The organism is Acidimicrobiales bacterium (genome assembly GCA_036378675.1).
Lineage (GTDB): Bacteria > Actinomycetota > Acidimicrobiia > Acidimicrobiales > Palsa-688 > DASUWA01.
This window is the reverse complement of the sequence record DASUWA010000045.1, coordinates 54258-66982: the sequence shown is the minus strand read 5'-3', so window position 1 is coordinate 66982 and position 12725 is coordinate 54258. Positions and strand designations below refer to the sequence as shown.

13 protein-coding genes are annotated in these 12725 nt (G+C 62.5%); 8 read left to right on the top strand and 5 right to left on the bottom strand.

Going from position 1 to position 12725, the window contains the following annotated elements:
- Positions 1 to 912: 912 nt before the first annotated feature.
- Positions 913 to 2256 (bottom strand): hypothetical protein, encoded by a 1344-nt coding sequence (locus VFZ97_14735; GenBank protein ID HEX6394689.1) that lies wholly within the window; start codon positions 2254 to 2256, stop codon positions 913 to 915.
- Between the two features lie 836 nt (positions 2257 to 3092).
- Between VFZ97_14735 and VFZ97_14730 the strand changes: the two genes are divergently transcribed.
- Together VFZ97_14730 and VFZ97_14725 are read left to right on the top strand one after the other, a co-directional pair.
- On the top strand, positions 3093 to 3656 hold the full coding sequence (locus tag VFZ97_14730) for a hypothetical protein (GenBank protein ID HEX6394688.1): 564 nt from the start codon (positions 3093 to 3095) through the stop codon (positions 3654 to 3656).
- Between the two features lie 43 nt (positions 3657 to 3699).
- Entirely contained in the window at positions 3700 to 4212 is a 513-nt protein-coding gene (locus VFZ97_14725; GenBank protein ID HEX6394687.1) for a hypothetical protein, read from the top strand.
- Positions 4213 to 4243: 31 nt separating this feature from the next.
- Here VFZ97_14725 and VFZ97_14720 read toward each other — a convergent pair whose 3' ends face one another.
- Positions 4244 to 4906: a maleylpyruvate isomerase family mycothiol-dependent enzyme gene (locus VFZ97_14720; protein HEX6394686.1), complete on the bottom strand. Its 663-nt coding sequence runs from the start codon at positions 4904 to 4906 to the stop codon at positions 4244 to 4246.
- A 78-nt stretch (positions 4907 to 4984) separates the two neighbouring features.
- Here VFZ97_14720 and VFZ97_14715 point away from each other — a divergent pair, with 78 nt between their 5' ends.
- Positions 4985 to 5590: a helix-turn-helix domain-containing protein gene (locus VFZ97_14715; GenBank protein HEX6394685.1), complete on the top strand. Its 606-nt coding sequence runs from the start codon at positions 4985 to 4987 to the stop codon at positions 5588 to 5590.
- A gap of 163 nt (positions 5591 to 5753) precedes the next feature.
- Here VFZ97_14715 and VFZ97_14710 read toward each other — a convergent pair whose 3' ends face one another.
- Complete coding sequence (locus tag VFZ97_14710; GenBank protein HEX6394684.1) at positions 5754 to 6797, bottom strand: NADPH:quinone oxidoreductase family protein; 1044 nt, start codon at positions 6795 to 6797, stop codon at positions 5754 to 5756.
- 398 nt (positions 6798 to 7195) lie between these two features.
- Between VFZ97_14710 and VFZ97_14705 the strand changes: the two genes are divergently transcribed.
- The 4 genes from VFZ97_14705 to VFZ97_14690 all read left to right on the top strand — a co-directional run bounded on the left by VFZ97_14705 (position 7196) and on the right by VFZ97_14690 (position 9970).
- Complete coding sequence (locus tag VFZ97_14705; protein HEX6394683.1) at positions 7196 to 7480, top strand: HNH endonuclease; 285 nt, start codon at positions 7196 to 7198, stop codon at positions 7478 to 7480.
- 284 nt (positions 7481 to 7764) lie between these two features.
- A complete protein-coding gene (locus tag VFZ97_14700) occupies positions 7765 to 8214 on the top strand; it encodes a hypothetical protein (protein HEX6394682.1) in 450 nt (149 codons plus the stop codon).
- Between the two features lie 173 nt (positions 8215 to 8387).
- Positions 8388 to 9176 carry a DUF1670 domain-containing protein gene (locus VFZ97_14695; protein ID HEX6394681.1) on the top strand — a complete coding sequence of 263 codons (789 nt, stop codon included), beginning with the start codon at positions 8388 to 8390 and terminating at the stop codon, positions 9174 to 9176.
- Entirely contained in the window at positions 9173 to 9970 is a 798-nt protein-coding gene (locus VFZ97_14690; protein HEX6394680.1) for a DUF1670 domain-containing protein, read from the top strand. Before VFZ97_14695 ends, VFZ97_14690 begins: the two co-directional genes overlap by 4 nt.
- Positions 9971 to 10268: 298 nt before the next feature.
- Here VFZ97_14690 and VFZ97_14685 read toward each other — a convergent pair whose 3' ends face one another.
- The gene (locus VFZ97_14685) at positions 10269 to 10868 is read right to left on the bottom strand and encodes a TIR domain-containing protein (protein ID HEX6394679.1); all 600 of its coding nucleotides are present in this window, start codon (positions 10866 to 10868) and stop codon (positions 10269 to 10271) included.
- 198 nt (positions 10869 to 11066) lie between these two features.
- Between VFZ97_14685 and VFZ97_14680 the strand changes: the two genes are divergently transcribed.
- On the top strand, positions 11067 to 11750 hold the full coding sequence (locus VFZ97_14680; GenBank protein ID HEX6394678.1) for an AbiV family abortive infection protein: 684 nt from the start codon (positions 11067 to 11069) through the stop codon (positions 11748 to 11750).
- Positions 11751 to 11967: 217 nt separating this feature from the next.
- Here VFZ97_14680 and VFZ97_14675 read toward each other — a convergent pair whose 3' ends face one another.
- Entirely contained in the window at positions 11968 to 12699 is a 732-nt protein-coding gene (locus VFZ97_14675) for a hypothetical protein (protein ID HEX6394677.1), read from the bottom strand.
- Positions 12700 to 12725 lie beyond the last annotated feature (26 nt).

Genomic DNA, 12725 nt, shown 5'->3' with positions numbered 1-12725 from the left:
CGACCGCGCAACGCGTCCACCGCGCACAAAGCCGGCGAACGCGACCAGAAGTCCCCTGACGGGACTTCAATATCCATTATCTCGACCGGACTGACCGGGCCCTCAAGGCTTCCCCTCCGGGCGGCCTTGACCGCCCTACCCAGCCGACCACTCGCCGAGCGTCACCCTCGCGCGCCCACACGTAAATTAACACTCGCCCGGCATCACGAACACAAACCAAAACGGACTCCGCGGGCGGAGACTCTGCTTGACAAAACCCGCTTCTTCAGACATGCCGTTATGTATCCGGCCGCTCGCCTGGAGACGCGGATTACTGATAGCGCATTCTGGCGTCCCGGATCGGCACTTCATCGGCATGTCCCACCCGGTAACTGCCGCGTCGTATGTAACAGTCTGTGCTGTCCCCCCGCCACTAACTACTGTGGTTTCGCCCGCCAGTCTGCCATGGCGCGACGCCTTGACCAGCACTTTCTGAAGCGCTTAGGCCTGTTGTAGACGAGTTCTCGGGCGTTTATAGCTAAGTTCCGCCTGACGTGCGACCACCGCCGCGCGCTCCCGCGGGCCGCGACACAAGCGAGCCTGCGTGCCATCGACTACTTGCTACGTACCATTTGATCGCGCGTCGGTACGCTGCAGCGATGGCCCCCAACCGCCTCCTGAACCGCCCCGGGAATGGTGATTGCTCCTGCCTTTGAGAGGATGGAGCAGTGTCAGAGCAGTCAGATGGGAAGCGAGCCCGCGTCCGTCGTATCCGGCTGAGTTCCGGGAGCGGGCGGTGCGGAGGAGGCTCCACTGCTGTTGGCGTCACCGCCTCGAATGGCTGCGGAGTCGGGTGTCGTGACGTGAAGAAGATGCGCCCCAACCGGGGCGCATCTTCTGTGGGTTTGTGTGTGATGTTGGTGTTGCGTGGTACTACTTGGTCGGGGCCACCGATGCCGGGACGGCCGGGTTGACCGATACCAAGTTGCCGCTTAGGACGAAGGCCCGTTGGCTTGGCGCGAAGCGAGGTGACAGCAGGCCGTTGTCGATCTCCTGGGTCACCGCGAAACGGTTGAATGCGGTGGCGGGAAGGTAGAGCCGGGCGTTGGGCTGGCCGTCGGAGGTGCCGTTGACGTCGGCCTCGGCGAACGACACGTTGCCATCGTGATCTGGTCCGTCGACTCGGCTGACTTCGGTGCCGTAGGCGTCGAGGATCCGCTGTTGCAGCCCGGCGGGCGTTTGTGCAGAGACGTTAGAGTCGAACGACATCGGGCGGGCGTACACGTCGAGCAGGATCTCGTTGGCCAGTCCGCTGGGGATGAAGCGGTTGCGGGTTTCTGCCTGGTTCTCGGGGTCGCGGGGGTCGTTGGGATTGTCGGTGGGCTTGGGGACGGTGCCGCTGCCGGTGATCACTGCTGGCAGCTTGTACTGCTGGGCCAGGGTCCCGGGGATTCCGCCGGTGAACGGCAGCTCGTACTGGGGCGGCGACCAGTCCGTCCCGGTGTTGAACTCCCAGTAGGCGTGACTCTCGCCCTGCTGGAGAGCGTTGAAGGTTCCGACGCTGACGGGGACCGGCACGGTGTTGGGCTGGCTGCCCCCGGGGGTGCCGAAGGAGTCTGAGGGGCTGCCAAAACGAGGTGCGTTGCCGTCCTGGGTGAAGATGTTTCCGGGCACGTCATTATGGCTACCCATCGTTTGCAGGACGGCGGCGTCAGCCGCGGTGATCGTGCCGAACTGGGCCGAGGTGCTGCCCGCTCGGGGGGCGGCGACGGCCGGCACTACGACGTCGTGGAACATCCACGCCTCGTAGAATCCGGCCTCGTTGTTGAGTACGGGCAGTCCGACGATGTCGGTAAACGTGTCGATGGCCGCTCTGACGTTGTTCGGATCGGTTGGAAGGCCGGGCTTGGGCTCGAGCACCACCCGTACTGCCCCGTTCGACGGTGACGCGCTTGAAAACGCGTTGGGCTGGAACTTGTTGCTGTCCAGCAGGTAGTACTGGAACAGCTGGCTGGCACCGGCGGCCTCGTTAAAAGCGGTCTGAGGAGGATAGGTGACCTGCTGCTGGGACAGGGCGGTCAGTGCGTCCCGCAACGCAGGAGGCAGCTGGCGAATGTCCCCACGGTTTTCGAACGCTGTCCCCCCCGAGGCGGACGCACCCGAGGCGGACGCACCCGAGGCCAGCGAACCGCCGACCACGGTCGCCACGACAATAATGCTCGCGCTCCCGGCGATCAGCAGCTTTCGCGACGGGCGCGCTGTTCTTCTCTTGCTCATGTCGATTCTCCTAAGGATCTCAAGTCGAGGTGAAACCGTCCCCGAAGAGCCGAAGCGGCTCAGGGCTCTCTGACGGGCAAGGGGTCGCATGCGGCGCGCCGACTCCCCCGACTTCATGATCGGAGGACGGCCGGCCCGGCCATGCGTTCTCGTCCGAGGTGTTCATACTCTGACGGGTTACAACCGGATTGCGTTTGGCGTGAATTGCCGCGCACGTGAGTCCGCTGCCATCGCGTCGTGGTGAACAAACGTTGGAGGGTCGGTCAGCGAGACCAGCCGAACGACAACATCCGAACAGACGATGTGATCAACTTCACGCCAACGCTCTTGCAGAACCTGCACGTATCTCGGTTGACCGACGGAGCCAATCCGACGTAGGCGTAGGTGGTGCGCCGCAACTCTCTTGGCCCTCGCCGACATGCGGCTGATCGCGGCCGGCTGTCGGAGTACATCCACTCACCATGGCACGACTGCAAGCGCTGCCTCCGGCGGTTCCGGCATGCCGGGATCAGCCGATGCCGCGACCGCGCGATCCTCCAGGGCGCCACAGGGGGCCGTCCCGGTTCGAACTACTCGAGCTTGGCTCGATCCTCACTGATGCCCAGGGTTTCACGATGTATCCGTTTGAGAACGACACCGGCAATGCGTCAACCTGTACCGGCGGCGTGCTGCGCAACTCTCGCAGGGCGTGAGCATCTCATCGCGGAACGCTCGGCCGTGCCAGTGACGAAATCAGGCTGAGCGAGCAAACCATTCGTAGTGCATCGTCGTATGAACGCCCGTAACTGATTCGGTTTTTCCGTTCCCCTCGACGGACACGAAGGAGTACATCAACTATGCCGAACGCGCGCGACCGATCACGCAACCCCGGGAAGAAAGCCCGTTGGGCGGTGGTCGGACCGGTCGCGGCCGCCGCCGTTGCCCTACTGGCGGTCGGATGCTCGTCCGCTAGCGGCAGCTCCCCCGGTAGGTCCGCCGCTCCGAGTACGGCGACTTCCGCACCGGCACCCAACGCACCTGCACCGACCGCGGGGGTCGCGGTCATGGCCGGACATACCTCGGTTGGGACGGTGCTTACTGACAGACGGGGCCGAACGGTGTACCTGTTCGAAAAGGACGCCGGCCCGGTGTCGTCGTGTTACGGCGCGTGTGCGTCTGCCTGGCCGCCGGTGACCGCCGCTGCTGGCCAGCTCACTGCGGGTGGGGGCGCGAATCAAACGTTGGTCGGAACGACCCTGCGGAGGGACGGCAAGACACAGGTGACCTACGCCGGACACCCGCTCTACTACTTCGTCGGCGACAGCAAGCCGGGCGACACCACGGGCCAGGGGCTGCAGAACTTCGGCGGCGGATGGGATGTCCTAACCCCAGCCGGCCAGAAACTAGAAGCTAATGGGTAGGGGTAATGGCGCCATTGGAGATCTTCGGCGATGGCCTCCGATCGTGATAGCCCAACGGGTCCTCGCCGTGGCCGCCGCGGCAACGCTGGGCGTCGACGCCTACGTGCACTTCCATGACGCCGGCTTCTACGACTCCGTCAAGTCCTCGACTATCAGCCAAGGAACCCTGTTCCGAGTCGAAGCCGCTCTTGCCGTCGCGGTCGGACTCGCCCTGCTCGTGCGACCAAGGCGGCGCATTCCGTGGGCGGCCGCGTTGCTGGTCGCCGCCAGCGCCTTCGGGGCTGTGATGCTATATCGCTACGTCGACATTGGCGCACTTGGGCCGCTGCCAAACATGTACGAACCCACGTGGGTCTCCCCCGGGAAGCTCACCTCAGCCTGGGCGGAGGGCACCGGCACAGTGATCGCTGTCATCGGCCTGCTCGTGGCCACCTACACCCACAACAACCACCAGCCGCCAGCCGAACAACCCGAGCGATCACACCTCGGCGGACTGAACACGCACAGCCCTTCCGATCCGCGCATCGCACCAGCAACCGCCACCAGCCTCCAATAGCCCTGGCTGGCGAATCGTGAGCTATTCGCTGCTATACGGCTAGGTTCAGCCCTGCGATGTTTGCTAGATCGCCGGTGACGTTCACTTGGGCGACAGTTACGCGTCCGGCCACAAACAGCAGTATCTCTCCCGGTGTCCCTTCGACACGGGCTCTGCTGATGTCACCGATGCGCCTGGTGCGACCGTCGGGGAGGACAGCTTCGATGCCGTCGCGACCCGGCCGAAACTCGGCGAAACCGGTGAGGAGTGTCGCGGCTTCCCAGAGTGCTTCGTCGAGATCAGGAGAGGGTTGGCGTGTCCGCGCATTGTTCGCCCGGCGGATGTCTTCGTGATGAATCCATTCCTCCACTAACCGGACCAGCCCTATCGATCCCCAACGAAATGTGGCGGGTGGACCAGCGGCGAGCCGCTCAAGTAGCCAGGACCAACCATGAGCTTTGGCGCGAACGAGTTGGCGCTGGCTTACCTTCTGCAACGAGCGCATGCCGGCGACCACGACTCTGCTGGGTAGCACGCCCCTTAGGGGGTAGCTGATCGCCAGCGGCACTCCCGCGTAGCGCTCCGAGGCCACCAGATGCGCGGCGAGGTCTGCGGCCGACCAGCCAACGCACAACGTTGGCGCGTTAGCGCCGACATCACCGAGGGTTCGCAGCAACTCGATTCGTTCGTCTCGGCGCAGCTCGTTCAGGTCCACTGCGACCTCCTTGAAAGGCTCTCAAGCTATGACGAGAGTGTAGAGTCGAGCTTGAGAGCCAGTCAAGAGGAGCCGTGGATGCCGCTGGCCAGAACCCGAATCGACCGCCAAGCCAAGATGGACGAGATCCTGGCGTCGGCTCAGAAACGACTGGTATCTGGCGGCTACCACAACATGTCGGTGGCGGGCATTGCCCGCGAGCTCGGCTTGGCACAGAACTCGATCTATTGGTACTTCCCCTCCAAAGACGACTTGTTTGTTGCCGTGCTAAGGCAGATGCTGGCCGAGCTGGCAACCAAGAAACCCTCTCCCGGGCGCGGGCTGGTCAGCCAGGTGCTATGGACCACAGACCAAATGTATGAGTTGGCCTCCCTGCGGGCTGAGCTTCGCGAGCGGGCTAAACACACAGCCGCCGCAGCCGACTTCGACCGTGAACTCGATCGCCTCCTGCGACACCTAGTTATCCACGCGATCGAAGGCAATGTTCCGTCCGACCAGCTTGATCTGTCCGCCACCGCCTTTCTCGCCACCGTCGAGGGCACGATCCGCATGGGCCTGCCGAGGAATCAGCGCCATCGCACGATCCAATTCGCCCTCGAGAAGCTCCTCTCTCGGGAACGCGAACCGGTAGCCGCTGACTCGAGCACAGAAACTGCTCGGCGCAAATCACAATCGGGTCGTTGAGGACAAGGCGCGCAGTAGTGCGTTCTCCGTCTGCGAAGCACGCTGGGCGTCCGAGTTCTCGAGCGCGCGTTCGGCGGTCGATTAAAAGCAGGCCTGGGGGTCGCTCAGTATCGTTCCGCTCATACCTCGTCGTTCGGCGCTTGAGAGGTAGCACCAGCCAGCCTCACTCACTTGCGACATGGACAACGGTTCGACCGATGGTCTGACGGTCGGCCATCCGTTGCAGCCCGGCCGGCAATTCGCCGAACCCAATTTCCTCCCCGATGACCGGCCTCAGCTTTCCATCGAGGACGAGCTCCAGGACCGCGGTGTGGAGCCGCACGCCGTCGGCATGCGACGGAAAGTTGAAATTCGTGGCCCGCTTCAGCTCGATGGGGTCATCGGCATACGCGTGGCACACGCCGCAAAGCGAGAAGTTGCCGAACAGAACAGGCCTCGGGACGATCCCTTGATCCTCGGCTTCGATCCCAGACGCAAAGCCGACCAACAAGTGGCGACCGTTGAACGCCATGCAGTTGAACGTCTTGGTGGTCACATCCCCGCCCACCGAATCGAACGCCACCTCGACACCACGTCCGTCCGTGACCTGGAGCACCGACTCGACGAAGTCGGTCTCCGAGTAGTTAATCGCGACCTCCGCGCCAAGAGAACGGCACAGTTCGAGCTTCTTCTCCGAACCCGCTGTCGCGATCACCCTGGCGCCGCCGAACACCGCCAGCTGTATAGCGGCGGAGCCGACTCCGCCTGCGCCCGCGTGAATGAGCACTGTCTCCCCGGATTGCAACTTGCCGCGCTCGTGTAGAGCCAGCCAGGAGAGATGGAAGGGGAAGTAAACGGCCGCCGCAGGAGCGTTTGGGAGTTGTTCCGCCGGCGGCATTTCAAAGGTCATCGAGGCCATACCCACCGCAAGTTCCGCGTAGCCCCCGAAGGCTCCAGTTGGCACTGTGACGACACGCTTGCCGATCCACGCCTCCGCTCCGTCACCGGCGGCCTCAACCATGCCGAGCACCTCCATTCCCGGCGTGTAAGGAAGCGGAGGGCTCACGGTTCGATACCGGCCCCGCACTCCATCGACGTCATTGAAGTTCGGGGTCACCGCGTCTACTCGCACGAGGAGCTCTCCCGGCCCGGGGCTGGGTTCGGGCACCTCCTCGAGCTGGAGCACCTCATTCGGTTCGCCGAATTTGTGTACAAGCCATGCCTTCACACCCTGATCATTCCACAGCCCAGGAGAGACTCCCTGATCTCAGGGTAACTGGGGCGCGTAGGCCGACAAGTCGTACCCATCAACTTCAGTTCCCCCCATTTGAGGCACACCTAGGTGCCGTTCGGCGTCGGTGCGGCCAGGCCGAACTCTGGGATATCGATCGAATGTTCTGGCGCGTCCGTTCGGCGCTTCTGCTTGACCGCCCAGGGCCCTGACGCCCTTGCCAAGCCTTTCCTCGATCGTCAGATTCCGCGGGCGGCCCGGCGCGCCAGGGGACCGAGGCCTTGGCGTGGGCGGCCTAATCGAGGTTTACGACTAGGTCCAAGATCAGCAGCGACTCCAACGCCTGCCCCTCGTCTAGCGTTTCCAATAGGCCTGGCCATCGGAGGAGCAGCGATTTGAGCATCAGCGTCCAGACGCGAAAACTCCTGTGGGGCCGTTCGGGGAATCGTTGCGCTTACTCGGAGTGCAAACGAGAGCTCGTCCTCGAAGTCACGCTGACGTCGCGCTCCACCACTGTCGGCAACGAGTGTCACATCGTCTCGCGCAAGCCGGATGGACCGCGAGGTGACAACCCCCTTCCGCTGGACCAACGGGACGAGTACGACAACCTGATCCTCCTCTGTGCTGACCACCATAAGGTGATCGATGAGGACACGGTGACCTTTACTGTCGATCCCTAAAGTCGATGCGAGAAGGTCATAACGACTGGGTTCGCGAGTCCTTGGATCCGGGTGTTAGGACCGATATGGAGGCAGAACTCCAGTACGCAGTGATCGTTGACGAATGGGTTGCGCGGGCGAATCTTGATGCGTGGTCAGCCTGGACGTCCTGGGTACTAGCTCCACGACCACAGATCGCTCGAGATGACCTTCGGCGACTTCGCGGGCTTCATGAGTGGCTCCTTCGACGTGTATGGCCCGGAGCTAAGCGGAATCTTGAAAGAGCACTGCAGAATTTCCGCCTGGTGGCAAACGATCTCAATTCGGTGGTTGATCGAATATTTGTAGCCTTCGGGCCCGACGACCTGATGATCGATACGTTCTATAAGCACCAGTGGCACGAGCAGTCGGCATACGACGAGCTCGTCGGTCAATTCGACTGGATTGTGCTGCTCATTCATGACCTCACGTTCGAGCTGACGCGGGCAGCCAACTATGTCCTGGACGCTGTGCGTACAGACTTGGATCCGCTTTTTCGACTTGATGAGGGCATCCTTATCGTGGAACGAGATGAGAGCTTCTTCAACGTCGTACAGTGGCGCGCTACATACACGCCCGAAGAGATTGCCGACTGGCCGCCGTACCGCGGGTTAGCGGAATTCTGTGACCACCGTTCGTCGCGCGCCGTCCACTACGACGAAGGCGTCAACGCGAACGCGCTCCGGCGGATCACACCGATCAGGATTGAGGAATGACGTAGGAGACCCTACAGATATCCGGCTACGTTTAGCCCACCTGAGGAACCTGGAGAAGAAGCGACCTGGACGAGCCGATATGGGCGCCTCCGATCGCGGGTCTACCTGGATTCTCCTCTGGGATCGTATGAGCCGTACTGTCGTGGGCGGTGATTTGACCTCGGAGGTGGGTCATGGATGCCTACGGGACGGCTCGACTGGCGGCTAAGGACGCTGAGTCGGCGATCGTTGCTCGCATTTGCGAGGACTTCAATATGACGCCGGTGTTGGCTTGTGCTCATTACGAGCAGATGGCGCGCTACTTCGCGGACTTTGGCCGTGTGGCGTTGCGTCCTGGGGAGTTGTGTTATCTGGCGGTGGCGTCGGAGGAGCCGGCGGGCAAGCCGATCTTGGCTTGCCGGAAGGTGCAGGTGGCTTTGGAGTTGGCCGCGCCGGAGGATCAACAGGTGTTGCGCGATCGTGGTTTGGCGGAGATGCGCCAGAGCCGGCTGGCTCGCCTGGCTCGTCAGGCCCAGGTTCAGGGTGCGTTGTTGACGGTGGAGGATCTGGCGTTTCTGACTTGTTCGTCGACAGCGACGGTGAAGAGGGATTTGGCGGAGTCCCGGGCGGATGGGGTGGCGGTTCCGACCAGAGGGCAGATCCGTGACATCGGCCCGGGGGTGTCGCACAAGGCGCGGGTGGTGCAGCTTTATCTGTGGGGGTTGCAGTTCACCGATATTGAGCAGCAGACCCGCCATTCGGAGGGCGCGATCCGAAGGTATCTGGGCGACTTCCGTCAGATCGCGGCCCTGTACGCGAGGGGGGCGTCGATCCCTGAGATCCGGGCGGCGACGGGGCGGTCGGCGTCGTTGATCAGCGAGTACATCGCCTTGTATGAGCGAGCCCGACGTGAGTTCCCGGCCGCGCCGCGGTTGAACGATCTGTTGGATCCGGTGAGAGCGAAAAAGGGGGGCCGGCGGTGAGCAACCCGACTCCTCGGGCGGAGATCTTGCACCGTCGTCTGGCCCGTCGGACCCTGCCCAGCTTGTTGCGTTACAAGTTCTTGCACGAGTACGGCTACGACAAGGGCGAGGTGGTGGTCGAGGCGATCGTGGCTGACATCTGCAACGTGGTCCGCAACTACTTCGTCTCAGCCGATCAGCTCGAGCCTGGGCAGCTGGTCTACTACTGCCCGGCCGCGACCGAACGGGCCCGCAAGGGCCGGACGATGGCGAACACCGAGATGGTCCCGGTGCGCTTGACCGTGGTGGCCCAAGACGACATCGAGGCCATCCGCGAAGGAATGGGCGCCCTGGCCCGACGGGATCGGCGAGTCCGCCGTCTGGCTCATGAGGCCTACAAACAAGGAGGGGTGCTGTCCCAGCTTGATCTGTCACTGGTCACCGGATACACCGACGGTGGCGTGGCCGCCGCGGTGAAAAGGTTGCGCAAAGCCGGTGAGATGCTGCCCATCCGAGGTTATGTGGCCGACATGGGATGCTGGCCCACCCACAAAGCGACCATCGTGCGCCTCTACCTGCAAGGGCTTAGCACCCCCGAGATCGCCAGCCGCACCTACCATTCCAAACCGTCGGTCGACCGCTACATCCAAGGCTTCGAGCGAGTCCGGCTCCTCGCCGGCAAACACGCCATCGAAGAACTGCCACTGCTGACCGGGATGTCAGCCAACCTGGTGTCCCAATACCTCGACATCCTCAGCGAGCACAACATGCTCAGGCGCTCGAAGCGATCCCGGCAGCTGGTCCGCCATGGCTGAACGCGATCTCGAGGAACAACTATTCAGTCGTTGTCAAGGGCGGCCGATAGGCCGTTCCGAAGGGACCGAAGCGAAGCGCAGGCCCTTTACAACGACGGGCATTGTCATCAAGCACAATAGAAAACGCCCGCCCGCCAGGGCGGGCCTACAAGACAACGCTCCGCACGAAGTGCGGCTCATACGAAACTTATCTCGGGCGCGCGTTCTGGCGTATCCAGACGTTGCCGCCGCTTGTTCGTAAGCGATCAGACCGGCGATATTCACGATCCCTCCCAAGTACCCCAGCGTGAGCCCTACTCTAGGATCCGCTCTGCCCAGCGATGATTATCAGGCCAATGACCAGTAAGACAGCACCGGCCACGAGCATGTCCTGTTGAGTCTTGCGCTGCTGAGCCTCCATTTGCGCGTATGCCTTCGCCAGCGCCTCAGCCTGCTGCTGCCGTTCCCGCTCAAGCCTGGCTATATCCTCAGCCTGTAACTGCTCACGCTGCTTGTCGATCAGCCGGATCAGCGCAACAGAGATGCGCGCAAGTCCTTCATGTGGATCTGCAGGATTGAGCAGTACATATTCCCGACCGTTGAGTAGCCCAAGGTCCTTGCTGGCGACCTCTTCCATCAGGATCGGGATGACCAGCATCTCGGCTTGGTGAGCCACGCCGATCTCTTGCTGGACGATGACCGACTCCAGACTGTTTGGGGACAGCAACACGATCATCGCATCAGACGCCCGAATCTCCGCCCTGATCTTGTCGCTCAGATGGCGTCCGGCCTGGACATCATGCTCAGCAAGATAGACCTCTACACCGGCGGCAACCGCCTGTGCTGCCACGCGCTTCACCCACTCGGCGTCCCGACTGCTGTGGCTGAAGAACACCCGCAATCCGGGGCCTGTGGTCACGTCTTAAGGATAGCGAGAGCAAGCGACGATCCCGGGTAGACAGTTGCACTACGTGCGGTCATTCCACCGACTCCTCGTAGACCGCGTCGACATCAGGGTCGATCGTCGTACGATCAAGCGGCCGTCCCCATACTGTGCCCATCGCCGGCACGCGGGCAACCGCTTGCCATACGAGTGTCCAGACGCAACCATGTGCTCGTGCCCAGCAGGAGTTCGAAGGTACGTGGTCCTCTGACTCCTGAGCAGCTCGGGGACGTGGCAGAGGCCAGTTTGGCCAACGCCGTGGTGTTGCTCGCCGACGCTCGCCGATTAGCGGAAGCTGGGTCCGTCGCGAGCGCCTACTCGATGGCGATCCTCGCGGGTGAAGAGTTCGGGAAGTGCCAGATCGCCATCGGCGCAGTTGGTCATGTCGACGCTGGCGACGCCTACTGGAGGGATTTCTGGAGGTCGTTCTACGGCCACGCCGACAAGCTCGCTCGTGCCGCGCAGATCATGTATAGCTGGCTTCCGCACGACCTCGTGGCCCAGTTCGTAGGTGTGCTCAAACCGGCCCTTGAGCAGCAGCGCCGGGAGGCGGGATTATATGTCGATGTCGTGAACGGGGTCGCACTCACGCCCGATGAGCGGATAACCGGAGCGGAGGCAACCGGTGCGCTCGACACCATTGGCGCGATCCTCGAACTCTACTCAGCGATCTTCTCGGACGAGAAACCTCTGGCCGACGCGTTCGCCCAAGCGCGCCCAGAAGCGTTGCGCATGCGAAAGGCCATCGAGTCACGTGACCGGGAGGAGATTCGCCGGGTATGGCTCGAGACCACGGACCGCGGCCTCGACGATGACGAACTCGATTCCATGCTCAAGTTCCTCGGCCCCGCGGGTTGAGCCGTTCGGCTCCTGAGTCGAACGCTCGCGCTCGCTGCAGGCAGCGCTCGCGTGAGACGGGCTAGAAGTACATGACCCGCCACCCCGCGACATAGCCAATGGCGAACGTGCCGTCATGGACGTTCTGGATTGCCGGATCCAACTCGTCACCATCACAAACATCTTCGCTTACATCGGCCAAGGCGTCGCTCAGCTCTAGCCGCCAGCTCTCCTGTGGCTACGGCCAAGACTCGGCGAACCACCGAAGTGGCGTAAGGGAGAAATCATTGCTCAAGGCTCCGAGGTTCATCGTGTACCCCTCGATCAACCACAAGCCATCCAAAGGAGTTCCGCTCTTGAGCCAGATCGGATGCGTGGGACGGGACATCACCACTGCCGGCTGAGCCGTGGTGATCCGAATTACTGGAATGCCGTTCTTATCCGGCCTCAGTCGAAGGGTGCCGACGGTATCTTCGACCAGTGGTCCACCGAAGTGGCTCTCCGCGAGCCCCAGAATGCACCACAAGATCCGGTGGACAAGTCGATTGTGTTGCCGGAAGGCAGTCGCGATCGCTTCCACGGGAGTGCCGGCGTAAAGGCCATCGATGAAGGTCAGCGCACGCTCTCGCGCGTCGGACACCGTCGAACCCTGGAGGCCAGACCGGAGGTGTTCGTGAGCTCCTCTGGCCAGCTCTGCCCACCGAAGCGTTAGTGCTCTCGAACGGCCAAGTTCCGTATCAGCTCTGAGCGCGCCCTCATACGAGGGGGTGGACCGAGCAGCTTCAAAGATGTGCCTCAACTTGGGCTTCAGGTCTGGAGCGTTGAGACCTTCAAAGTTGAGGTGCATGCCTGACTCGTCGGATCGGAGATCCGTTATGTAATGGCGACTCAGCGGCGGAGGAAGATTGTCCTCGTCCACGAGCAACAATCGCCTTTGAGAGTCGATGCCGGCCCAGCATTTTGCAGCCATTCGAGCAGCTGCTTTTCGGGCTAGGA